The sequence below is a fragment of the Bacillus licheniformis DSM 13 = ATCC 14580 genome (assembly GCF_000011645.1).
GTDB lineage: Bacteria > Bacillota > Bacilli > Bacillales > Bacillaceae > Bacillus > Bacillus licheniformis.
In genome coordinates this window covers 2,331,295-2,355,169 of record NC_006270.3, presented here as the reverse complement: position 1 = coordinate 2,355,169, position 23,875 = coordinate 2,331,295, and the positions used below count along the sequence as shown (strand labels likewise).

General features: G+C 47.9%; 27 protein-coding genes. 26 read left to right on the top strand and 1 reads right to left on the bottom strand.

All coding sequences use genetic code 11. From position 1 onward, the window contains the following. The 26 genes from TRNA_RS33475 to ypjB all read left to right on the top strand — a co-directional run bounded on the left by TRNA_RS33475 (nt 1) and on the right by ypjB (nt 22,859). Nucleotides 1–777 (top strand): heptaprenyl diphosphate synthase component 1, encoded by a 777-nt coding sequence (locus TRNA_RS33475; protein ID WP_003183000.1) that lies wholly within the window; start codon nt 1–3, stop codon nt 775–777. A gap of 2 nt (nt 778–779) precedes the next feature. Next, complete coding sequence (locus TRNA_RS33470) at nt 780–1,478, top strand: demethylmenaquinone methyltransferase (protein WP_003182998.1); 699 nt, start codon at nt 780–782, stop codon at nt 1,476–1,478. Between the two features lie 29 nt (nt 1,479–1,507). Continuing rightward, a complete protein-coding gene (hepT, locus tag TRNA_RS33465) occupies nt 1,508–2,470 on the top strand; it encodes a heptaprenyl diphosphate synthase component II (protein WP_003182996.1) in 963 nt (320 codons plus the stop codon). A gap of 124 nt (nt 2,471–2,594) precedes the next feature. Continuing rightward, on the top strand, nt 2,595–3,041 hold the full coding sequence (gene ndk, locus TRNA_RS33460) for a nucleoside-diphosphate kinase (protein WP_003182994.1): 447 nt from the start codon (nt 2,595–2,597) through the stop codon (nt 3,039–3,041). Nucleotides 3,042–3,180: 139 nt separating this feature from the next. Continuing rightward, complete coding sequence (locus TRNA_RS33455) at nt 3,181–3,948, top strand: CheR family methyltransferase (RefSeq protein ID WP_011198072.1); 768 nt, start codon at nt 3,181–3,183, stop codon at nt 3,946–3,948. Nucleotides 3,949–4,019: 71 nt separating this feature from the next. Continuing rightward, nucleotides 4,020–5,192 (top strand): chorismate synthase, encoded by a 1,173-nt coding sequence (aroC, locus tag TRNA_RS33450; RefSeq protein WP_003182989.1) that lies wholly within the window; start codon nt 4,020–4,022, stop codon nt 5,190–5,192. After that, nucleotides 5,192–6,280: a 3-dehydroquinate synthase gene (gene aroB, locus TRNA_RS33445; protein ID WP_011198071.1), complete on the top strand. Its 1,089-nt coding sequence runs from the start codon at nt 5,192–5,194 to the stop codon at nt 6,278–6,280. Before aroC ends, aroB begins: the two co-directional genes overlap by 1 nt. After that, nucleotides 6,277–6,660 (top strand): chorismate mutase, encoded by a 384-nt coding sequence (gene aroH, locus TRNA_RS33440; RefSeq protein ID WP_003182984.1) that lies wholly within the window; start codon nt 6,277–6,279, stop codon nt 6,658–6,660. The genes aroB and aroH overlap by 4 nt, the downstream gene beginning before the upstream one ends. 245 nt (nt 6,661–6,905) lie before the next feature. Further along, nucleotides 6,906–8,453: an anthranilate synthase component I gene (gene trpE / locus TRNA_RS33435; protein WP_003182982.1), complete on the top strand. Its 1,548-nt coding sequence runs from the start codon at nt 6,906–6,908 to the stop codon at nt 8,451–8,453. Then, on the top strand, nt 8,425–9,441 hold the full coding sequence (gene trpD, locus TRNA_RS33430; RefSeq protein WP_003182981.1) for an anthranilate phosphoribosyltransferase: 1,017 nt from the start codon (nt 8,425–8,427) through the stop codon (nt 9,439–9,441). Before trpE ends, trpD begins: the two co-directional genes overlap by 29 nt. Beyond that, nucleotides 9,434–10,192 carry an indole-3-glycerol phosphate synthase TrpC gene (trpC, locus tag TRNA_RS33425; RefSeq protein ID WP_011198070.1) on the top strand — a complete coding sequence of 253 codons (759 nt, stop codon included), beginning with the start codon at nt 9,434–9,436 and terminating at the stop codon, nt 10,190–10,192. Before trpD ends, trpC begins: the two co-directional genes overlap by 8 nt. Then, nucleotides 10,192–10,848, top strand: a complete 657-nt coding sequence (locus TRNA_RS33420) for a phosphoribosylanthranilate isomerase (protein WP_003182976.1) — start codon at nt 10,192–10,194, stop codon at nt 10,846–10,848. The genes trpC and TRNA_RS33420 overlap by 1 nt, the downstream gene beginning before the upstream one ends. Next, nucleotides 10,829–12,055, top strand: a complete 1,227-nt coding sequence (gene trpB / locus TRNA_RS33415; RefSeq protein ID WP_003182974.1) for a tryptophan synthase subunit beta — start codon at nt 10,829–10,831, stop codon at nt 12,053–12,055. Before TRNA_RS33420 ends, trpB begins: the two co-directional genes overlap by 20 nt. After that, complete coding sequence (trpA, locus tag TRNA_RS33410) at nt 12,024–12,827, top strand: tryptophan synthase subunit alpha (protein ID WP_003182972.1); 804 nt, start codon at nt 12,024–12,026, stop codon at nt 12,825–12,827. Before trpB ends, trpA begins: the two co-directional genes overlap by 32 nt. A 12-nt stretch (nt 12,828–12,839) precedes the next feature. Further along, entirely contained in the window at nt 12,840–13,922 is a 1,083-nt protein-coding gene (hisC, locus tag TRNA_RS33405) for a histidinol-phosphate transaminase (protein ID WP_011198069.1), read from the top strand. Nucleotides 13,923–13,975: 53 nt separating this feature from the next. Continuing rightward, nucleotides 13,976–15,091: a prephenate dehydrogenase gene (locus TRNA_RS33400; protein WP_003182968.1), complete on the top strand. Its 1,116-nt coding sequence runs from the start codon at nt 13,976–13,978 to the stop codon at nt 15,089–15,091. Nucleotides 15,092–15,101: 10 nt separating this feature from the next. Continuing rightward, nucleotides 15,102–16,388, top strand: a complete 1,287-nt coding sequence (gene aroA / locus TRNA_RS33395) for a 3-phosphoshikimate 1-carboxyvinyltransferase (RefSeq protein WP_003182964.1) — start codon at nt 15,102–15,104, stop codon at nt 16,386–16,388. Nucleotides 16,389–16,621: 233 nt separating this feature from the next. Further along, the gene (locus TRNA_RS33390; RefSeq protein WP_003182961.1) at nt 16,622–17,896 is read left to right on the top strand and encodes a tetratricopeptide repeat protein; all 1,275 of its coding nucleotides are present in this window, start codon (nt 16,622–16,624) and stop codon (nt 17,894–17,896) included. 68 nt (nt 17,897–17,964) lie between these two features. Further along, a complete protein-coding gene (locus TRNA_RS33385) occupies nt 17,965–18,504 on the top strand; it encodes a ReoY family proteolytic degradation factor (protein ID WP_003182958.1) in 540 nt (179 codons plus the stop codon). Nucleotides 18,505–18,585: 81 nt separating this feature from the next. Beyond that, the gene (locus tag TRNA_RS33380; protein ID WP_003182956.1) at nt 18,586–19,032 is read left to right on the top strand and encodes a YpiF family protein; all 447 of its coding nucleotides are present in this window, start codon (nt 18,586–18,588) and stop codon (nt 19,030–19,032) included. Nucleotides 19,033–19,178: 146 nt separating this feature from the next. Further along, nucleotides 19,179–19,685 (top strand): ubiquinol-cytochrome c reductase iron-sulfur subunit, encoded by a 507-nt coding sequence (locus TRNA_RS33375; protein ID WP_003182954.1) that lies wholly within the window; start codon nt 19,179–19,181, stop codon nt 19,683–19,685. Between the two features lie 2 nt (nt 19,686–19,687). Then, on the top strand, nt 19,688–20,362 hold the full coding sequence (qcrB, locus tag TRNA_RS33370; protein ID WP_003182952.1) for a menaquinol-cytochrome c reductase cytochrome b subunit: 675 nt from the start codon (nt 19,688–19,690) through the stop codon (nt 20,360–20,362). 32 nt (nt 20,363–20,394) lie between these two features. After that, nucleotides 20,395–21,162, top strand: coding sequence for a menaquinol-cytochrome c reductase cytochrome b/c subunit (locus TRNA_RS33365; RefSeq protein WP_003182950.1), 768 nt, complete (start codon nt 20,395–20,397; stop codon nt 21,160–21,162). A 35-nt stretch (nt 21,163–21,197) separates the two neighbouring features. Beyond that, a complete protein-coding gene (locus TRNA_RS43895; protein ID WP_016885970.1) occupies nt 21,198–21,347 on the top strand; it encodes a hypothetical protein in 150 nt (49 codons plus the stop codon). Between the two features lie 70 nt (nt 21,348–21,417). Then, nucleotides 21,418–21,984, top strand: coding sequence for a DUF1405 domain-containing protein (locus TRNA_RS33360; RefSeq protein ID WP_369878889.1), 567 nt, complete (start codon nt 21,418–21,420; stop codon nt 21,982–21,984). Between the two features lie 74 nt (nt 21,985–22,058). Beyond that, nucleotides 22,059–22,859, top strand: a complete 801-nt coding sequence (gene ypjB / locus TRNA_RS33355; RefSeq protein WP_003182945.1) for a sporulation protein YpjB — start codon at nt 22,059–22,061, stop codon at nt 22,857–22,859. Nucleotides 22,860–22,901: 42 nt separating this feature from the next. On the opposite strand, the gene TRNA_RS33350 is transcribed toward ypjB, so the two are convergent. Further along, on the bottom strand, nt 22,902–23,774 hold the full coding sequence (locus TRNA_RS33350) for a YitT family protein (protein ID WP_003182943.1): 873 nt from the start codon (nt 23,772–23,774) through the stop codon (nt 22,902–22,904). Nucleotides 23,775–23,875: the final 101 nt, after the last annotated feature.

The window sequence follows — 23,875 nt, the reverse complement described above, 5'->3', positions numbered from 1 at the left end:
TTGCAAGACATCTACGGACAATTATCTTATTTGAAAATCAAGCTGAATCAAAAGCTTTCACATCCATATTTGGCGAAGCATCTGACTGCGCCGAAAGTTGATGAGGATAAGCTGTTTCTTTTCTACGCTCTGTTTGAGGAAACGGATTTAAAAGAAGCTGACAAGGAAAGTTACATCTTAACGGCGATGCTTGTTCAAACAGCCCTTGATACCCATGATGAAGTCACGACCGCAGCTTCAATTAAACAGGACGATTATAAAAACCGCCAGCTGACCGTATTGGCCGGTGATTACTTCAGCGGCATGTACTACTCGCTGTTATCGGGTATGAAGGATATTTATATGATTCGGACGCTCGCTGCGGCCATCAAAGAAATAAACGAACACAAAATCAGGCTTTACGACCATTCCGCAAAAGATGCAGACAGCCTGAAAAAAAGCGTCAGCATAGTGGAAGCTGCACTTTTTCACCATCTCGCCGACCACTTTTACCTGCCTCACTGGAAAACAGCCGCCAATGACTTTCTTGTCTTTAAAAGGTTTGCGGCCGAAGAAAAAGCTTCAGATTCCCGGCTGCTGGAGACGATCATACAGAAAGAGTTTCCGGAAGGACAGGCTTCATGCGGACAGCTGGCTGCTGCGGCTTATAAAGAAGCCAAGCTTGCGATCAACCAGTCGCTTGCCAAAAAGCCCGCCGTCCAAAAATGGCTTCTGAAACGCCTGCAGGAAATTCGGCCTGAAAAACGAACTTATCATCAGAAAGTGGAAGAAGGGTAATCATGGTGCAGTCAAAAGAACAGCGCGTACATGGCGTGTTTGAAAAGATTTATAAAAATTATGACCAGATGAACTCCGTCATCAGCTTTAAACAGCATAAAAAATGGCGCGACAAAACGATGCAGCTCATGAACGTTCCAAAAGGAGCCACAGCGCTTGACGTCTGCTGCGGGACGGGAGACTGGACGATCGCGCTCGCTGATGCGGCAGGAGAGACAGGGGAAATCAAGGGCCTTGATTTCAGCAAAAACATGCTGAGCATCGCCGAACAAAAAACGGAAAGCTACAGCCAGATCGAATTGATCCACGGCAATGCGATGGAACTGCCCTTCCCGGATAATACATTCGACTATGTCACCATCGGCTTCGGGCTTCGCAATGTTCCCGACTATTTAACCGTATTAAAAGAGATGGCGCGCGTGGTAAAACCCGGCGGCCAGGTTGTATGCCTTGAGACGTCCCAGCCTGAAATGTTCGGGTTCAAACAGCTATACTTCCTGTACTTCCGCTTCATTATGCCTATGTTTGGAAAGCTCTTTGCCAAAAGCTTCAAGGAGTATTCATGGCTTCAGGAATCGGCCAGGGAATTTCCTGGTATGAAAGAGCTTGCCGCGTTGTTTGAAGAGGCTGGATTAAAAAATGTTCAATATCATCCGTTCACAGGCGGCGTAGCGGCAACACATGTCGGCTGGAAGCGATGATGACTACAGAAATACTCGGGTGAATCGATATGAAATTGACAACGTTTTATTCTTTTTTGAATGACGATATTGAATTAATAGAAAAAGAGCTTGAAAAGACCGTGCACTCCGACTATCCATTGCTCAGTGAAGCGAGCCTGCATTTGCTGCAGGCCGGAGGCAAGAGGATTCGTCCCGTGTTTGTCCTGCTTTCCGGCATGTTCGGCGAATACGACATCAGCAAAATTAAAAATGTTGCCGTTTCGTTGGAATTGATACATATGGCTTCGCTCGTACACGACGATGTCATCGATGATGCGGAGCTGAGAAGAGGACAGCCGACAATCAAAGCGAAGTGGGATAACCGGATTGCAATGTATACAGGTGATTATTTGTTCGCTCGCTCACTTGAAGCGATGACAAAAATAAACGAACCGAAAGCCCATGAAATCTTGTCCAAGGCGATTGTCGAAGTCTGTCTTGGAGAAATTGAACAAATTAAAGATAAATATAATATGGAGCAAAATCTCAGAACCTATTTGAGAAGAATCAGGCGCAAGACAGCACTTCTAATCGCGTCGAGCTGCCAGCTTGGAGCCATTGCTGCTGGTGCGGGTGAAAACATTCATAAAACGTTGTACTGGTTTGGCTATTATGTCGGCATGTCCTATCAAATTATTGATGACATCCTCGATTTCACCTCAAGCGAAAAAGAGCTTGGCAAGCCTGTGGGCAGCGATCTGCTTCAGGGGAATGTCACGCTTCCCGTATTATATGCACGGAAATCGCCTGAGCTAAAAGCGCGCCTGATGCTGGTCAACAGTGAAACCACTCCAGAACAGATCAAGCCAGTGATCGAAGAGCTGAAGAAAACGGATGCCATTGAACAATCGTTCAGGGTCAGTGAAATGTATTTAAACAAGGCTTTCGAACTGCTTGAAACGCTCCCGAAAAACCGGGCGCGGACGGCACTGGGCCAAATTGCGAAATACATCGGCAAGCGAAAGTTCTAAAAAACGTCAAATGAGTCGAAAGTATGAATATTCTCCACCCTTTATTGATTAATTGTTTGAAAAATGCTATATTTCTGTTGTAGTGTTGAAAGCCTATACATATTAGCGGGGTGGAGAATCGACTATGGAAAAAACCTTTGTGATGGTAAAACCTGACGGCGTTCAGCGTCAGCTGATCGGCGAAATTTTGTTAAGATTCGAACGTAAGGGCTTACAATTAATCGGAGCCAAGCTGATGAAGGTCTCAGAAGAGACGGCAGGCGAGCATTATAAAGAACATAACGGGAAACCGTTTTTCGGCGAACTTGTCGACTTTATTACTTCAGGCCCGGTATTCGCCATGGTATGGGAAGGCGAGGACGCAATCGCGGTCGCCAGACAGCTGATCGGGAAGACGAACCCTAAGGAAGCGCTTCCAGGTACAATCCGCGGAGACTTCGGCATGTTTGTCGGAAAAAATATCATTCACGGTTCAGATTCTCCTGAAAGTGCAGCACGCGAAATCAACTTGTTTTTTAAAGAGGACGAACTTGTTGAAGACGAGAAATTAATGAATCAATGGATTTACTAAAAATCAGCTGAAAAGCTGATTTTTTTATATGGAATAGAATGGCTGCCGGCGGGCGGGCTTTTTTCTTTTAAAGATACAAATTTAAAAGAAAACAAGCTATAATTGTACTCATATCAGCACGACGATTAGGAGAGAAAACATGGACAATTACAGTTTCTTTGTTGATAAATGGAAAAAAATGACTGGTGTGGATTTGGCATTGTACAAAGAGGCGCAAATGAAAAGAAGACTGACGTCTCTATATGAGAAAAAAGGATACGGCGATTTCCGCGAGTTTGCGCTCGCTTTAGAAAAGAATGAAGCTCTTCTGCAGGAAACATTGGACAGAATGACAATCAATGTTTCAGAATTTTACAGAAACTATAAGAGGTGGGAGGTTCTCGAAAAAACGATCCTGCCGCTTTTAAAGCCTGCGAAAACGCTGAAAGTTTGGAGCGCGGCTTGTTCAACCGGGGAAGAGCCTTATACATTATCAATGATTTTAAGCAGACAGAAAGGCCTCACAGACTATCAGATTATCGCAACAGATATCGATGACAAAGTCCTTCAGAAAGCGAAAGAAGGCGTATATCAGGAAAGGTCCCTGCAGGAAGTGCCGAAAGAGATGAAAGAACTTTATTTTACGCAAGACGGAAACCGCTTTAAAGTCAAAGACGAGATCAGGAAAAACATCCGCTTTCAAAAGCACAATTTACTGGCTGATCCGTATGAGAAAGATTTTGATATCATCGTATGCCGCAATGTGCTCATTTATTTTACGGAGGAAGCAAAAGAGAAGATCTATCATAAGTTCAGCGGCAGCCTGAAGAATAAGGGGATTTTGTTTGTCGGAAGCACGGAACAGATCTTCAATCCGGAAAAATACGGTTTTCAATCGACAGATACGTTTTTCTATCAAAAAAGTTAGCTGACTTTTTATAAAGGGTTATGTTATAGTTTTACTTAAAAGCGTTAATGTGATGAAGGGAGAACGAAAGCATGAGGTATTTAACAGCCGGTGAATCTCACGGTCCGCAGCTTACGACAATTATCGAAGGAGTCCCAGCGGGGCTTTATATCACAAAAGAAGACATCGATTACGAGCTTCAAAGACGTCAAAAAGGCCACGGCCGCGGACGCCGGATGCAAATCGAAAAAGACCAGGCGCGGATCACAAGCGGTGTAAGACACGGGCGTTCTCTTGGATCGCCGATCGCTCTCGTCGTCGAAAACAATGACTGGAAACACTGGACGAAAATCATGGGTTCAGAGCCGATCACGGCTGAAGAAGAAAGCGAAATGAAACGACAGATTTCAAGGCCGAGACCGGGGCACGCCGATTTGAACGGCGCGATCAAATACGGGCACAGAGACATGCGCAACGTGCTTGAACGTTCATCTGCCAGAGAAACGACCGTCCGTGTAGCGGCAGGAGCCGTCGCCAAAAAGATCCTTTCCCAGCTCGGCATTCAAGTGGCCGGCCACGTGCTGGAGATCGGCGGAGTAAAAGCTGAAAAAACAAATTACGAATCTATCGAAAACTTGAAAAAAGTAACCGAAGAGTCCCCTGTCAGATGCTATGACGAAGAAGCGGGCAGGAAAATGATGGACGCGATCGATGAAGCAAAAGCAAATGGGGATTCGATCGGCGGAATCGTCGAGGTGATAGTTGAAGGGGTGCCGGTAGGAGTCGGCAGCTATGTCCATTACGACCGAAAACTCGACAGCAAGCTTGCAGCCGCCGTACTGAGCATCAATGCTTTTAAAGGGGTTGAATTCGGCATCGGCTTTGAAGCCGCACGCAAAAACGGCAGTGAAGTCCATGACGAAATCATCTGGGACGAAGAAAAAGGCTATACGCGGGCAACAAACCGTCTCGGCGGTCTTGAAGGCGGAATGACAACGGGAATGCCGATTGTCGTCAGAGGTGTGATGAAGCCGATTCCAACGTTATACAAACCGCTTAAAAGCGTTGATATCGAGACAAAAGAGCCGTTTACAGCGAGCATCGAGCGTTCCGACTCCTGCGCTGTCCCTGCCGCAAGCGTGGTGGCTGAAGCGGTTGTTGCATGGGAAATCGCAAATGCGATCGTCGAGCAGTTTGGCGTTGACCAAATGGACCGGATCGCTGAAAATGTTGAGAAAATGAGAAAGCTTGCGAGGGAGTTTTAATGAAATCACTTCAAATCGAAACCGCTTCTTTGTCCTACCCGGTATTCATCGGGGGAGGCATTAGAAAAAACGCGGCAGAGCTTTTGTCATCCTTGAACCTTCCGATGACGAAACTGCTTTTGATCACCGACGAAGAAGTTGATAAACGCTATGGAGAAGAGCTGTTCAGTCTTCTCCGCAGCAAATGGCCCGTCAAAAAGGTTGCGGTGCCAAGCGGCGAGCAGGCCAAATCCATCGATATGTTTATGAAGCTCCAGACGGAAGCCATTCAATTTCACCTTGACCGCTCGTCATGCATTGTGGCGCTGGGCGGCGGTGTTGTCGGCGATCTTGCAGGATTCGTCGCTTCAACTTTTATGAGGGGCATCGATTATGTGCAATTCCCAACGACTCTGCTGTCTCATGACAGCGCAGTCGGAGGGAAAGTGGCCATTAATCACCCGCTCGGAAAAAACTTAATCGGCGCTTTTCATCAGCCGAAGGCGGTGGTATATGACACCGAATGCCTGAGCACGCTTCCGGAAAAAGAAATGCGTTCAGGTCTTGCGGAAGTCATTAAGCACGCATTTATCCGTGATGAATCTTTCTTGAACGAATTGCTTAAACTTGATTCAATAGAAGCGATTACGACCGGCCAGCTCAGTGAAATGGTTTACAAAGGCATTTCGATTAAAGCGGAAGTTGTCTCACAAGACGAACGCGAACAGGGAATCAGGGCCTATTTGAACTTCGGGCATACGCTTGGCCACGCCGTTGAAGCCGAATACGGCTACGGAGAGATCACCCATGGCGATGCCGTCGCTTTAGGCATGCAATTTGCTTTGTTTGTCAGCGAGAAGGTGCTGAATTGTCCTGTTGACCGTACGAAAATCGCCGCCTGGCTGAAAAATCTCGGCTATCCGGAAAGCGTGAAACGCGAAGTTTCAACAGAAGCCCTTATCTATCGAATGATGAACGATAAAAAAACACGCGGAGGCATCATTCAGTTTGTCCTTCTGGATAAGATCGGCAGTGTGCGGCTGCACTCCTTTAAAGCCGAAGAAATCGAACGATGGCTGAATATGTGGAGATTGGAGGGAGACAAATGATGATGCGCGGTATTCGGGGAGCGACGACCATTGACCGGGATACAGAAAAAGACATTACGGAGCGGACGAAGCAGCTGATCGGAAAAATGATCGATGAAAATCGACTCAAACCTGAACAAGTCGTACAGATCTTAATTTCTGCTACTTCCGATATACACGCTGCTTTTCCCGCGAAGGTCGTCAGAACGTTTGACGGCTGGCAGCATGTGCCCGTCATGTGCATGCAGGAAATGGATGTTGAACACGGCCTTAAAAAATGCATCAGAGTGATGATGACGGTACAGACGGATATGCGGCAGGATGAAGTCCGCCATGTTTATTTGGAAAATGCAGTAACGCTCAGACCTGATTTATCATTGACAAAAAATACTGAATTGTAATACGATTGTAGAAACCTTGAAATACACAGGAGTGTGTATGGGTTTTAGTTTAGAAAAGCTGAGTATGAGACTAGGGTAGATTGAGAATGAGTTGAGATGAGCTGAGTTGAGACAAAACGTTTATTCATTCTACCCAAAAGACGCTGTTCTTTTGGGTTTGTTTCGTTTTCCCCTCGTCAATTCAATCATTTGTCCTCTAAAGGCCTTCTTCTCATTCTCTCCGCCTGAAAGGGAGTGAGAGATAGTTGAGTCTGCAAACCGATTTTGCCTCTTTTTCAGAGGATTCTTCACACTTTAAAACGATACCGATTATTGAGAGTTTTTCCGTCGATACGCTGACGCCCGTTCAATTGGTCGAGAAGCTGCAGGAAGACATCGTCTATTTGCTGGAAAGCCAGGATGAAACCTCTGCATGGTCAAGATATTCTTTCATCGGCCTTGACCCCTTTTTGACGATCAAAGAAGAACGCGGCCGGTTTCACGCCTGCGATCAAAAGCAGAAGAAGCTTTATTCGGCTTCACAGTTAAAAGACGTTCTCGAATGGATGTCGGAGACGTATTCGATCAAAGCGCCTGAGCTCGACATCCCGTTTACAGGAGGAGCGGTCGGCTATTTAAGCTACGATTTAATGCCGCTCATTGAACCGTCCATCAAAGGGCACAGCAAAGAAACGGAAATGGCAAAATGCCTCCTGTTTGTCTGCCGGACGATGATCGCTTATGATCACGAACTGAAAAAGCTGCATTTCATCCACTATACAAGGCTTGAAGGCAGTGAAAATAGGGAGGAAAAGCGCCGCATTTTCAAAAAGGGGAAAGAAGAGCTCAAGCAGCTTACACACAGGCTGTCAGACCGGAAAACGCCGAAAGAGCTGTTTCTTCCGCAAGGACGGCACACGGCCCCCAGCTTTGAAGGGATTCAATCAACATATGAGAAATCCCGGTTTTTGGCCGATGTCGATCGCTTGAAAGAATACATTAAAGCGGGAGACATTTTTCAAGGCGTCCTTTCGCAAAGGTTCGACATTCCGGTGAAGGTCGGTTCTTTTGAGTTATACAGAGTGCTGAGAATGATCAACCCGTCCCCGTACATGTACTACATGAGGCTTCCTGACCGCGATCTCGTCGGAAGCTCGCCCGAACGTCTGATCCATGTTCAAAACGGCCATCTTGAAATCCATCCGATCGCCGGCACAAGGAAAAGGGGCGGTGATCAGGCTGAGGATAAGCGGCTTGAAAAAGAACTATTGGCTGATGAGAAAGAAAAAGCGGAGCATTACATGCTTGTCGATTTGGCGAGAAATGATATCGGCAGAGTAGCTGAGTACGGGTCTGTCCAAGTGCCCGAGTTTACGAAAATCGTTTCCTTTTCGCACGTCATGCACATCATTTCGATCGTAACCGGCACTTTAAAAGCGGGTGTCCACCCGGTTGACGCTTTAATGAGCGCATTTCCGGCCGGAACTTTGACCGGCGCTCCGAAAATCCGCGCGATTCAGCTTTTAAATGAGCTTGAGCCCGAACCGAGGGAAACATACGGAGGATGCATTGCTTACATCGGATTTGACGGAAATATCGATTCGTGCATCACGATCCGGACGATGAGCGTGAAAAACGGAGTGGCGTCCATTCAGGCCGGGGCGGGCATCGTAGCCGACTCCGTGCCTGAAAAAGAATGGGAAGAGACCTGCAATAAAGCAGGGGCTCTGTTAAAAACGATTCAAATCGCAGAAGAAACGTTTCTCGAAAAGGGGGAGGACGGCAATGAACGAACTGCTGAAATCATGCGTTAACGGACGGACACTGAATGAAATCGAGGCACACAGCATCATGCGCGACATGATGACCGGCTCGCTGAGCGCTGCGGAAATCGGAGGCCTCCTGTCCGTTCTCGCCTACAGGGGAGAAACGGCTGAAGAGATTACGGGATTTGTCAGAGCCATGCGGGAGCAGGCGCATACAATAGACGGACCGGAACATGTTGTTGATACGTGCGGAACCGGAGGAGACGGAAGCTCCACCTTCAACATTTCCACAGCGGCTGCGATCATCGCTTCATCAGCCGGGGCAAAAATCGCAAAACACGGTAATCGATCCGTTTCTTCAAAAAGCGGGAGCGCTGACGTTCTCGAATATCTCGGCGTTTCTATTCAGACGTCGCCTGAAGAAACGATTAAGAGCATTGAACGCCGAAATATGGGATTCCTGTATGCGCCAAGCTATCACTCTTCCATGAAGCACGTGGCAGGCGCGAGGAAGGATCTGGCTTTTAGAACCGTATTCAATCTGCTCGGCCCGCTCAGCAACCCGATGAAGGCCAAACGCCAGGTGATCGGCGTCTACTCGATCGAAAAAGCAAAGCTTATGGCCCGCGCTCTTGAAGCGTTTGAACCGGAGCACGTATTGTTTGTTTCGAGCCGGGACGGTCTTGATGAACTGTCGATCACATCGCCGACAGATGTAATTGAACTGAAAGGCGGCAAAACATACGAATACACCGTCGAGCCGGGCGATGTTGGACTGCCTCTCGGAAGGCTGAGAGACATTCAGGTGGCGACGCCTGAAGAAAGCGGCCGTCTGATCGTCGATATTTTGAAAAACCGCGGTCCGGACTCGGCTGTTCATATCGCAGCGTTTAATGCCGGAGCCGCTTTATACGTCGCAGAACAGGCAGCGGATTTAAAAGAGGGCGTTGCGCTCGCTTTAGAAGCTGTTGCTGGCGGTGAAGCGCTCAATCAGCTGGAGCGATTAAAACAGAAAGAGGAAGAGTTGTATGCTTAATCAAATTATTGATAGAAAACGAGAAGACATCCTAAAGATCAAGCTGTCGGAAGATTTAAAACTGCCAAAGCGGTCATTTAAAAAAGCGCTCCTTTCTCCGAACCGGTTTGTCGCTTTAATTGCGGAGGTGAAAAAAGCTTCTCCGTCAAAAGGCGTGATTCAGGAGGGTTTTGAGCCCGTCAAGATCGCAAAACAATACGAACAGGCTAAAGCCGATTGTTTGTCTGTTCTGACAGATACACCTTTTTTTCAAGGGAAGAACAGTTATTTGTCAGATGTGAAACGCTCGGTTTCCCTGCCTGTGCTGCGCAAGGATTTTATCATTGATTCCATTCAGGTTGAAGAAGCGGACCGCATCGGAGCGGATGCGATCCTGCTGATCGGTGAAGCGCTTGAACCGCAAAAGCTGTTTGAACTCTATCAGCAAGCCGTTGAAAAAGGCATGGATGTGCTCGTCGAAGTACATGGCGAAGAGACGCTTGAGGGCATTTTAAATGTCTTTACACCCGAAATCATCGGCGTAAACAATCGAAATCTAAAAAACTTTGAAACGACCGTCGGACAAACGGAGCGAATGGCGAAACTCGTTCCGCCGGGGACCGTTCTCATCAGCGAAAGCGGCATCGGAAAATCGGAAGACCTGACTTTTGTAAAAACGTGCGGAGCCCAAGCCGTGCTTGTCGGCGAATCGCTGATGAGAGAGACGTCACAGCTGAAGGCTGTCTATGCGTTATTCGGAGAGGACGGCTGATGAAGAAACCGAGTCTAAAATATTGCGGGATTCATTCATTGGAAGATTTAAAGGTGACAGCCCGCTCGAAAGCCGATTATCTCGGATTTATTTTCGCCGAAAGCAAACGGTCGGTAGACCCGGCGGATGTGAAACGGTGGTGCGGCGAAACGGATACGCCAGGTAAAAAGCTTGTCGGCGTTTTTGTTAATGAAAACATGAGCCGAATGGCTGAAATCGTAAAAGATGCAGGCTTGGACGTGATCCAGCTTCACGGAGATGAAACGGCGGCAGACATCAAGCGGCTTAAAAGCATGACAGACTGCGAGATATGGAAGGCGCTCCCTCACGGGAATGATACCGTACAGAGCATGGCTTCTTTCGCACCTTACATCGACGGGTATGTCATCGACTCGTCTGTCAAAGGGATGAGAGGGGGAACGGGAGTTTCGTTTTCGTGGGACAGCGTCCCGCTGTATATAGATGCAGCCCAAAGAGAAGGCAAGCGCCTGTTTATCGCCGGAGGCGTGAACCCGGACACAATCGCAGATCTTTTAAAGCGGCGTCCGCCGGGAATCGACTTGGCAAGCGGAATCGAAGAAAGAGGCAGAAAAAGCGAAAAGCTGATCAGCCTTTTAGAAGAAAGGATGTTCGAACATGTATTCATATCCGAATGAACAAGGCAGGTTTGGTGATTTTGGCGGGAAATTCGTCCCGGAAACACTCATGCAGCCTTTGGAAGAAATCGAAAAAGCGTTTCTTGAACTGAAAGACGACCCTTCATTTCAAAAGGATTATCAAAAGCTTTTAAATGACTACTCAGGCAGGCCGACGGCTTTGACGTTCGCAGACCAGCTCACTAAGCAGCTGGGCGGAGCGAAGATTTACTTAAAAAGAGAAGATTTAAACCATACAGGCGCCCACAAAATCAACAATGCCCTCGGCCAGGCGCTCCTGGCCAAGAAAATGGGAAAAACAAAGCTCATTGCTGAAACCGGTGCAGGCCAGCACGGTGTGGCGGCGGCGACTGTCGCCGCGAAGTTCGGCTTATCATGCATCGTCTTCATGGGGGAGGAAGATGTTGCCAGACAATCGCTGAACGTGTTCCGGATGAAGCTCTTGGGAGCGGAGGTCGTCCCGGTGTCAAGCGGAAACGGGACATTAAAAGATGCTACAAACGAAGCGATCCGCTACTGGGTTCAGCATTGCCAGGACCATTTTTACATGATCGGTTCCGTCGTCGGGCCGCATCCGTATCCTTATATCGTCCGCGAATTTCAACGGATGATCGGCGAAGAGGCGAAAGCGCAGTTTTATCAATTGGAGCAAAGCCTCCCCGATAAAGTTGTCGCCTGTGTCGGAGGCGGAAGCAATGCGATCGGGATGTTCAGCGCGTTCATTGAAGAAACTGTTGAACTGATCGGAGTCGAAGCTGCGGGAAAAGGTGTTGACACACCTCTTCATGCGGCCACGATCACAAAGGGTACAAAAGGCGTCATCCACGGTTCTTTGACCTACTTGATTCAAGACGAGTACGGACAGATCATCGAGCCTTATTCCATCTCAGCCGGACTTGATTATCCGGGAGTCGGCCCCGAGCACGCCCATCTTCATCAAACAGGGCGCGTCACGTATGAATCTGTCACAGATGATGAAGCGGTCTCGGCATTAAGGCTGCTGACAGAGACTGAGGGCATTTTGCCGGCTATTGAATCCGCCCATGCATTGGCAAAAGCATTTGAAATCGCTAAAGAACTGCCGAGAGAGAAAAGCGTTCTCGTCTGCCTTTCAGGCAGGGGAGACAAAGACGTCCATACCTTGATGAAGGTGTTGGAAGAAGAGGTGAATCAAGATGTTCAATCTGAAAAAACAGCCGTCCGATAAGCTATTTGTTCCGTTTATTACAGCGGGAGACCCGCTGCCAGAAATCTCGATCGAGCTGGCAAAATCTCTTCAAGAGGCGGGAGCGTCCGCCCTTGAACTCGGGGTTCCGTATTCTGATCCGCTCGCTGACGGCCCGGTGATTCAGCGCGCATCAAAAAGGGCGCTTGACAACGATATGAACATCGTAAAAGCGATCAGGCTTGGCGGTGAAATGAAAAAAAACGGCGTCCATATTCCGATTATTCTCTTTACGTATTATAATCCTGTGTTACAATTAGATACAGATCACTTTTTCGCTTTACTGCGACAAAATCAGCTAGACGGACTCCTTGTACCGGACCTTCCTTTTGAGGAAAGCGTATATTTGCAGCAGCAGTGTAAAAAACACGGGATTACCTATATTTCGCTGGTCGCGCCGACAAGCGAATCGCGCATTCAAAAAATAACGCAGCAGGCGGAAGGTTTTGTGTATTGCGTTTCTTCGCTCGGTGTCACAGGTGTGCGCAATGAATTCGAAGATTCTGTTTCTTCATTTATCAGGTCTGTTAAAGGAATGAGCTCCGTCCCGGTTGCCGTCGGGTTTGGGATTTCCAGCTCCAAACAAGTGGAGATGATGAATGAACTGGCGGACGGCGTTGTCGTGGGAAGCGCCCTTGTCAGAAAGATCGAGGAGCTGAAAGACGAACTCGTCGCCCCTGAGACAAGGGAACAAGCCTTAAAGGCGTTTGAGGCATACGCTAAGACATTTAGCGGATCGTACATGGTAAAATGAGGTGACAGAATGTTGCAAATTAAAGAACAGTTAAAACAATTAACGCCTTACCAGCCGGGCAAACCGATTGAAGAGGTCAAAAAAGAGTTCAACCTCGACCGGGTCGTCAAGCTCGCTTCAAATGAGAATCCTTACGGCTGTTCAGAAGCGGCAAAGGAAGCCCTCCAGATTGAGGTGCAGCAAATGGCTCTCTATCCTGACGGCTATAGTGCGGCATTGAGAACAAAGCTTGCCTCCCATCTCGGCGTAAATGAAACGAACATCATCCTGGGAAACGGAACGGACGAAGTCATTCAAATTATTTCCCGTTCTTTGTTGGACCCTGCCTCAAACACTGTAATGGCGAATCCGACATTTTCACAATACAAGCACAACGCTGTCATCGAAGGAGCGGAAGTCAGAGAAGTCGGCCTGCTCGAAAACGGCTGCCACGACCTTGATGCAATGCTGAAGGCGATCGATGAACAGACGAAGGTTGTCTGGGTTTGCAGCCCGAACAATCCGACCGGAACGTATGAATCCGGCCGCAACTTGATCCGTTTCCTTGAAAAAGTGCCGGAACATGTCCTTGCTGTCGTTGATGAAGCTTATTACGAATACGTAACGGCTGAAGACTACCCCGAGACCATCCCGCTTCTGGAGCGCTTTCCGAACCTGATGATTCTCAGGACGTTCTCAAAAGCCTACGGTTTGGCGTCTTTAAGGGTGGGCTACGGGATTGCTTCTGAACAGCTGATTCAGGCGATTGAGCCGGCGAGACAGCCGTTTAATACAAACCGGCTCGGCCAGGCGGCCGCGCTTGCCGCCCTCGGCGATCAGGCATTTATCCACGACTGTGTGAGAAAAAACAATGAAGGGCTCAAACAGTACTACGATTTCTGTGATGAGCACGGGCTAAATTACTATCCTTCACAAACGAACTTTGTGCTGATTGATTTTAAACGGGATGCAGACGAACTTTTCTCAGAGCTGCTGAAAAAAGGCTATATCGTCAGATCCGGGAATGCGCTCGGCTTTCCGACGTTCCTTAGAATATCGGTCGGTACGAAGGAACAGAACGAAGGCTTTTTGAAAACGTTAGCCGGCATGTTGTAAGAGGTGATGATTCAGTCACCTCTTTAGTCTATTGATGAACTAGGTGATAAAAAATGACTCAACCGAATGAAACGATTTTGTTGGCCGGTTTGGGCTTAATCGGCGGTTCGATCGCCCTGGCCATCAAAAAGGAACACCCGGGCAAACGGATTATCGGGTTTGACGTGTCAGAAGAGCAGGCAAGGGCTGCACAAAAGCTTGGCGTAATTGATGCTCCGGCCGCTTCTTTTTTAGAAGGGGTGAAAGAAGCGTCGACTGTTTTCTTAGCGGCGCCGGTCGAACAGACGCTTCACATGCTTGATGAGCTTGCCGCTTCAGGCATCAAGAAAAAGCTGCTCATTACAGATGTCGGCAGCACGAAACAAAAGGTCGTCAGCCATGCCGAAAAAGTGCTGCCGGATGACTACAGGTTTATCGGAGGCCATCCGATGGCAGGCTCGCATAAATCGGGCGTCGCTGCCGCCAAAGACTTCCTTTTCGAGAACGCGTTTTATATTTTGACGCCATCCGGCTCCGCCGGCAAAGAAGCGGTTGCTTCTTTAAAAGATCTGCTCAAAGGAACAAATGCAAAGTTTGTGGAAATGTCTCCTGCTGAACATGACGCTGTTACAAGCGTGATCAGCCATTTTCCGCATATCGTGGCGGCGAGTCTCGTCCACCAGACCGTCAAATTCGAAGATCAGTACCCGCTCGTCAAGCGTTTTGCCGCAGGAGGCTTCCGCGATATCACGAGGATTGCCTCAAGCAGCCCGGCGATGTGGCGCGATATTCTCTTGCACAATAAAGATAAAATATTGGAGCGGTTTGACGAATGGAAACAAGAGCTGGACAGAATCCAGTCTTTTGTCGAAAATGAAGATGCAGACGGGCTGTTTGAATTTTTTCGGCAAGCCAAGGAATACCGCGACGGTCTGCCTTTGCGGCAAAAAGGCGCGATTCCTTCCTTTTACGATCTTTATGTCGATGTCCCGGACCATCCGGGGGTTATTTCGGAAATTACGGCGATCCTCGCCGACGAGCAAATCAGCATTACGAACATCCGGATTATCGAAACAAGGGAAGACATAAACGGTGTTCTCAGAATCAGCTTTCAATCCGATGAAGATCGAAAACGCGCCGAAAAATGCATCCAAACCCGCGCAAAATACGAAACATTTTATGCTGATTGAGGTGGAACACATGAAAAGAGGAAAAATCAGTTCACTAAAGGGAGAGCTTCATATTCCGGGAGATAAATCCATCTCCCATCGTTCTGTTATGTTCGGAGCCATGGCAGAAGGGAAAACGGTCATCAAAAACTTTTTGCCAGGAGCCGACTGCTTGAGCACGATCGCCTGCTTTCGGAAAATGGGTGTCGAAATCGAACAGAATGGCAGTGATGTCACCGTCCGCGGCAAAGGGCTCGATCAGCTCGCTGAGCCTGCCGAGCTCCTCGATGTGGGGAATTCCGGAACGACGATCAGGCTGATGCTCGGCATTTTGGCGGGGCGTCCGTTTCACAGTACGGTTGCCGGCGATGAGAGCATCGCCAAAAGGCCGATGAAGCGTGTTACAGAACCGCTTCGAAAAATGGGGGCGAAAATCGACGGCCGCGCCGGAGGGGAATACACACCGCTTTCTGTCCGCGGCGGACATCTGAAGGCGATCGATTTTCAGTCGCCTGTTGCAAGTGCGCAGATCAAATCGGCCGTTCTGCTTGCGGGTCTGCAGGCCGAAGGCACCACAACGGTGACGGAGCCTCATAAATCAAGAGACCATACGGAACGGATGCTGTCTATGTTCGGCGTCAGCCTTCGGGAAGATGAAACGAGCGTGTCCATTGAGGGCGGGCAGCAGCTGAAAGCAGCAGAAGTCTTTGTGCCGGGTGATATTTCATCAGCTGCGTTTTTCCTGGCAGCAGCATCGCTTGTTCCTGGCAGTGAAGTCGTGCTTCGCAATGTCGGACTCAATCCGACCAGGACGGGAATCATCGATGTCTTGAAAGAAATGGGAGCCGATCTTGAAATCGAAGAAAAGGACACAGGAAATACCGAGCCGTACGGCGATCTGAGAATCAAAACGTCCTCTTTGAAGGCAGCCGAAATTTCGGGCGATTTGATCCCGCGCCTCATCGATGAAATACCGATCATCGCGCTTCTAGCAACACAGGCTGAAGGGACGACGGTCATTAAAGATGCGGCTGAACTCAAAGTAAAAGAAACGAACCGGATCGATACCGTCGCCTCAGAGCTGAAAAAAATCGGTGCGAACATCGAACCGACGGAAGACGGGATGAAGATTCACGGCAAGACGCCTCTTACAGGCGGCGCGAAGGTCTCAAGCCATGGGGACCACCGGATCGGAATGATGCTGGGGATCGCCGCCTGCATCTGCGAGCAGCCGATCGACATATTACAGCCCGAAGCTGTGAGCGTCTCATATCCTTCATTTTTTGAACATATCGAAAAGCTTGCAGAAAAAGCCTGAAGCATTGTGCTCAGGCTTTTTCTGCCCGGAAAATCATGAAAGCCGGGCATTTGCTCATAAAACGAATGTTTTCGGCATAGCTTGTCTTAACAGAATCAATCTGCTTCCATACAGCTGTGCGGGCAACATATTTGCCGGAAACCGCCGCGTGAATTATGATAGTAAGTAACTCACCGCGATATGCCGGCTGATACGGCCGGTGATGAATTGACGAAAGAAAGGGACGTTTAGATTTGAATACTTCTATTCAAGAAGCCATAAAATTAGTTGAAGCAGGCCACCCGGAAAGCGGATTGAAAAAACTTGCTGATATCGAGTCTGACCTTCATGATGAAGACAAAGCCATAGTAGCCCAGCTGTATTACGAATGGGGAATTGTCGATAAGGCTATCGCCATCGTGACTGACCTCCATGAACTGTATCCGGATGAAACAGAACTGACATGCTTTTATGCCGAACTCCTCATCGAAACCGATCAGGAAGAAAAAGCGCTCAGCGTGCTCGAAACGATTCCGGAAACAGACGAGGCGTACCCGCAGTGCCTGCTTTTAATGGCTGATCTCTATCAGATGCAGGGTCTGTTTGAAGTCAGCGAGCAAAAGCTGTTAAAGGCGCAAGCCATTTTGCCGGATGAGCCGGTTATCGATTTTGCTTTGGGAGAGCTGTATTTTACTCAGGGAGCTTACGGCAAAGCGGTCCGTCAATTCAAAAAAGCGGCCGAAGAAGAAGCCGTCATCGGCGGCGTCAATGTGTACCAAAGGCTGGCGGAATCATTAAGTTCATCCGGAGCGTTTGAAGAAGCGCTTGAATGGTATGAAAAAGCCGTCAAGGAGAACCCCGAGCCCAACACACTGTTCGGCTTTGGTTTTACGGCACTGAAAGCGGGGTATCCTAAAACTGCGATTAAACAGCTGACAGAGCTGAAGGAAATGGATCCCGCTTATTCTTCGCTTTACAAGCCTCTGGCCAACAGCTTTGAAACAGAAGGGCTTTATGAGGAAGCATTCGAAACGGCAAAAGAAGGAATCCGTGTCGATGAATTCAACAAAGAGCTTTATCTTTCTGCTGCAAAAGCAGCCTTAAAAACGAAAAGGCATTCGGAAGCGAAGGAGCTGCTTCGTGAAGCGCTGGCGCTGGATCCCGGATATCTGGAAGCCGTTCATACACTGCTTGCCCTGTTTCTTGAAGAAGAAGACGATGAGAGCATCATTGAACTCGTTCGGGAAGTGCGCAAATACGGAGAGGATGATCCGAAGTTCAGCTGGCATCTGGCATCGGCGTTCGCCCGGACCGAAGCGTACGACAAAGCCCGCGAGGAATATGAGAACGCATTTTTGCACTATCGGGATGACGCCGATTTCCTTTACGAATATTCCATGTTTCTGCTTGAAGAAGGACGGCGGAAAGAAGCGCTGCCTCTGCTGAAAAAACTGGCAGAGCTCGACCCGGCAAACGAGGAAGTCCAGGAGACGATTTTCAGAATCGAAGATGAAAATTCCTTTGAATAAGCAGGATATGATCGGTTTGTGTGGAATTTATAAAGTAATACACAAGATGCGATAGAGGAGGGAATAACATGCAGACCCCTGTTTCTGTCAATGAAAAAAAAGATTTTATCCGCTGGTTTCTCAACCATTATCAGCTGAAACGAAGAGAGTGTGTATGGATTCTGAATTATTTAATGAGCCATGACTCGCTGATGGAAAAAGTGCATTTTGTCGAGCAGGCCGAATTTTGTCCGAGGGGCATTATCATGTCTACCCACTGCGTTGAGGAAGTGCCTTTTCGTTTTTATAAAGAAAATGTCATGACGACCGATGCAGAAAAATCATTTCATGATATCAGGCTGAATAAGCAGCAGGATCTCTTTATCCAGCTGAACTTCCGCTCAGCCTATAATTCTCCGGAATATGCGGCTGTACTCGAAGCCAATCCGCATATTCCGAAAGACCTATATGAAAATGAAAAAGATAAAATTGTCGCTGAACAGATTTTGGAGCATTCCATTGCCACTTTTCAGAGACAAAAGCTGCTGCGGGAAATCGACGAAGCGCTTGACCGCCAGGATAAAGAAAGCTTCGAAAAACTAGCTAAACAACTGAGCCAGCTGCGATAATCCGCTGCCAATCAAGCCTTGCCGAAAGCAAGGCTTGTTCAGCTCTGAGAAAGCGCTGTCAAAACGGGGAGGACGAAAGCCGTGAAATGGAATACGCACGATGCGGATGTTTACTTGAACGCGAAAGAATACATCGATACAGCTGTCATCCCTTTAATATCGGTTGATCTTGGAGATCAGTTTAAATCGGCCGTATCAAAAGGGGAATTTACGTCTATACTTGCAGAAGAACTCGAAAGGCAGCTGAAGGGCAGAATCTACCTGTTTCCGCCCTGTACATATTTAGAAGCGGATGAAAAATCGGCGCAGCATATCGCCGATTTAAAAGAAATGGCCGAAAAACATTTTCGCCACATCGTTTTTTTAACGACGGATGAACGCTGGAAGCAGATGCTCGACAGCGAGCAAAAGCTGCTGTGGGTTCCGGCGATTCCTCTCGAACATATGAAGGATTCGTTAAAGCAGAAGCTGCTGGAAGATCAAATTGAGCAAATATTGAACATTTTGTTACAATATTGGAACTCTTGATAAAAACACTTACATTTCCTTTGTATAATGATTTTGGGAATGTTGACCTTCCTAAAATATTGATATATTATGAGGGTGTCCTAGTTTCATGAATTTTTTTCTATTTCAGTTATATTGTAGCTGGGGACTTGAGGGGGGATATGAAGATGAGCGAAAAAAGACATCGGGTATCCAGACGTCAGTTTTTAAACTATACGCTGACCGGAGTCGGCGGCTTTATGGCGGCGGGGATGCTCATGCCTATGGTTCGCTTCGCGCTCGATCCGGTTTTAAGGCCGACTGAAGATCAGGACATGGTTCAGGTTGTCAGCGTTGATGAATTGACAAATGAACCGCAGCGCTTCGATTTTAAAATCAAACAAGTGGATGCCTGGTACGAATCGGAAGAATCGAGATCGGCGTGGGTTTTCAAAAGTGGGGACGAAATTGTAGCTTTATCACCGGTTTGTAAACATTTGGGGTGTACGGTCAACTGGAACAGCGATCCTAAAAATCCGAATAAGTTCTTTTGTCCGTGCCATTACGGACTTTATGAAAAGGATGGTACCAACGTGCCCGGAACTCCGCCGCTTGCTCCTTTGGACCGCTATGAGCAAGAGGTTAAAGACGGCTACCTTTACTTAGGGAAAGCCAAGCCGAGGAAGGATGGGTGATCATGCTAAACAAAATTTATGACTGGGTGGATGAAAGACTTGATATTACGCCGCTCTGGCGGGACATCGCCGACCATGAAGTTCCTGAACACGTAAACCCGGCTCACCATTTTTCAGCTTTCGTGTACTGCTTCGGGGGATTGACGTTTTTCGTGACGGTGATTCAGGTGCTGTCCGGCATGTTTTTGACGATGTACTACGTTCCGGATATTAAAAATGCCTGGGAATCTGTTTATTATTTGCAAAATGAAGTGGCGTTCGGACAGATTGTAAGGGGAATGCACCACTGGGGTGCAAGCTTGGTCATCGTGATGATGTTTCTTCATACGCTCAGGGTTTTCTTCCAGGGGGCTTATAAGAAGCCGAGAGAGCTGAACTGGATTGTCGGCGTTTTAATCTTCTTTGTCATGCTTGGTTTAGGTTTTACAGGCTACCTTTTGCCTTGGGATATGAAAGCTCTGTTTGCGACAAAAGTAGGTTTGCAGATTGCTGAGGCGACGCCGCTGATCGGCTCGGAAATTAAAACATTGCTTGCCGGTCATCCGGATATTGTCGGCGCTCAGACGTTGACGCGCTTTTTTGCCATACACGTCTTTTTCCTGCCAGCCGCTCTGTTCGGACTGATGGCTGCACACTTTATCATGATTCGCAAACAAGGAATTTCTGGGCCGCTGTAAACGAGCGACTCAATTGAGAAGGAGGGGATGGCATGAAAAGGGGAAAAGGGATGAAGTTTGTCGGTGATTCACGGATCCCGGCGGAAAGAAAACCGAATATTCCAAAAGATTATTCCGAATTTCCAGGGAAAACGGAAGCGTTCTGGCCGAATTTCCTGCTGAAAGAATGGATGGTCGGAGCGGTTTTCCTTGTCGGTTTTCTCGTGCTGACCATCGTGCATGAGCCTCCGCTCGAGCGGATGGCAGATCCGACCGATACCGGCTACATACCTTTGCCAGACTGGTATTTTCTATTTCTTTACCAATTGCTGAAATACGAATATGCTGCCGGACCGTATACGGTTGTCGGCGCGATTATTATCCCGACAATTGCGTTCGGAGCGCTTTTATTGGCGCCGTTTCTTGACAGAGGCCCTGAAAGAAGGCCGTTTAAACGCCCGGTTGCCGTAGGGTTGATGCTTTTGGCGATTTCAGCGACGGTTTTCTTAACGTGGCAGTCCGTTGTCACTCACGACTGGGCCGCTGCTGAAGAGCAGGGTAAAATCAAGGAAGAGGCCGATATTGATACGAGTGCGGAAGGCTATAAGATTTATCAGGAGCAGGGCTGTATCTCGTGCCACGGAGACAACATGCAAGGAGGAGCGGCAGGCCCGTCTCTCGTTGACAACGGCTTGTCTCCTGAAGAGATTGCGAAAATCGCCAAGGAAGGAAAAGGCGAAATGCCTGCCGGCGTTTTTAAAGGATCTGACAAAGAGCTTAAAGAACTGTCTAAATTCATCTCCGAAACAACGGCGAAATAAAACGGTTGTCAAGTTGATGAAGGCAGGCTATACTCTTGATAGAGCTGAAGCTGACGGCAAGTCAGCCTCTCGGGCTGTCGACAATGTCGATGGCCTTTTCAATTTTGACCGCTGCTGACAGTGAACCGGCACGGAAGCTGGAAAGGCCGCCGCTTCTCGACAGGTGTTCTGCGGTCAATCTGTGAAGCTGACCCGGCGGCGGCTTTTTTTATTTAAAGAGACTGTGAGTTGATTGCTTTGAAACTGATTTCCTACATGCTCGCTCAAAAGCCGATGCTTCTGCTGCTTTTGATCATTAATTTCTTCGGTACGGTTTACGGGTATTATTGGTACCTTCCGCAGCTGACGAATACGCCAGCGAAGTTTCTGATCTTCGTTCCCGACAGCCCGACGGCGACCTTGTTCTTTTTATTCGTTCTCATCGGACTTTTATTGGGAAGGAATGCTCCGCTTTTTGAGGCGCTTGCGCTTGTTACGCTTGTCAAATACGGGCTGTGGGCGGTTGTAATGAATGTTCTCGTGCTTGTGGTGACCGGAAGCCTTCATTGGACGGGGTATATGCTGATCGCGTCGCACTTCGCAATGGCTGTGCAAGGCGTGCTGTACGCCCCGCATTTCCGGTTCAAAGGGTGGCATTTGGCGCTTGCGGCTGTTTGGACGATGCATAACGATGCCATTGATTACTTGTTTGGAATGATGCCGAATTATTCTATGCTCGATCAATATATGCCGCAGATCGGCTATTTTACATTTTGGCTCAGCATCGCTTCGATCGGTTTGGCCTACTACCTTGTCTTGTCCCGAAAAGCTTTTAAGCTGTAACACTGCTTCACAATCTTGGTCTAACCTTGTCCCTCTCTTCATACGCTTTAATAGAAGGAGTGGGAGGGACCGTAATGATACGAAAGGTGATCCTTTGCATGATGCTTGCGCTTGTTTTTCCTGCGGCCGGTTTGAAAGCGAAAGAATCATCGGCTTTGCAGGAATTGACGGAACTGTCGGATACGGTATTCCAGCTAACAAGGCAGTCTCAATATGAGGAAGCGGTACAAATTCTTCAATACTTTGAAAAAAGGCTGAAAGCTGCGGAGAAAGACGGGACAGAGGATATGATGACAGGCTCGGAAATCCGCCAGGTCAGTCTGGCCTATCATGATACGCTGAAAAGTCTGGAAAGCGAAGAGGTCGCACACCAGGAGAAATTTAAAGCCGCCGCCCAGTTTAGAATGCTGATGGACGCCATTGAATCAGATCATGATCCGCTGTGGAGCAGTTTGAAAAAGCCGATCATGGATTCTTTCAGCGCTTTGAAAGCCGGGATTCAGAAAGAAGACAACTTGACATTCAGGGAAAAGTGGAATCATTTTTTATCCTTGTATGATACGATTTATCCAAGCTTAACGATCGATGTTTCGCCAAAGCAGTTAAAAAGCGTCTCCAACCATATTGCAGTCGTGGAAAACGGAGGCTTCCAGCAAATGACGGAAAGCAGCAAGCTGGAAAGGCTGACGCTTTTGGAAAAAGATTTGGAAGATGTGTTTGATCAAGTAGAAGAAGATGATGCAGACCCTTCCCTGCTATGGGTCATCCTGACGACGGGAAGCATTATCCTCTCGACGCTGACATACGTCGGTTTCAGAAAGTATAAAGCCGAAGAGGACAGGCGCAGAAAAAGAGAAAAAGATTGGCCGAAATAAGAAGCTCCGCTGATCGCGAGCTTCTTTTTTGCTGACCTTCAATCAGCGGGTGATGGGATTTTTGTTCTCATCAAGCGTAAAACCCTCTCCCAGCACGTCGTGTACGTCGCTTACGGCTACAAAAGCGTGCGGGTCGACCGAAGTAATCACATTTTTCAGCTGGAAAACCTCATTTTTCGGAACGACGCAGTATAAAATGTCCCGCTCCGTCTTCGTATAAGACCCTTGACCTTTTAAAACTGTGACGCCTCTTTCCATTTCTTCAATGATTTTGCGCTGAATCTGGTCGTTCTTTTCAGAGATGATGGTGGCGCCTTTTGCGGCATAACCGCCTTCCTGCATAAAGTCGATGACCTTTGAGGCGACAAATACGGCAACAAGCGTGTACATTGCTTCCTTATAGGAAAGGTAAAAAATAAGGGATAATGTAATGACGCAGGCGTCAAACACAAACATGGCTTTGCCCATCGGCACTTGAAAATATTTGTTGATCAGCCGCACGATAATATCAACGCCGCCCGTTGTTCCGCCGTATCTGAAAATAATGCCCAATCCGGTGCCGATAAACACGCCTGCAAAAAGTGCCGCGAGCGCAAGATCGTTTTGAAGCGGCATATGAATCTGGAAGCGCTGAAAAATCCATAAAAACACCGACAGGCTGACTGTGCCGAGAATGGTGTATGAGAAGACCGTTCTGCCGAGGAGTTTCCAGCCGATGAAGAAGACCGGGATGTTCAGCACCAGATTGGATATGGAAGGATCGATATTAAACAGGAAATAAAGCAGCAGGGTAATGCCGGTAAAACCGCCTTCCGACAAGTTGTTCTGCATATTAAAATGAACGAGTCCAAAGGAAAAAACAGCGGCGCCTGCTAAAATAAACAGGACGTTCTTCATTCTGATGTCTCCGAACATAAAAAAACTCCTTTCCTTCCATAAGCTGGCGTTAATATTATAGTGTATCCGTTTTAAAACAGCAAACTCGTCTTAAACATTTGTCAAACTTGTTTGAATTC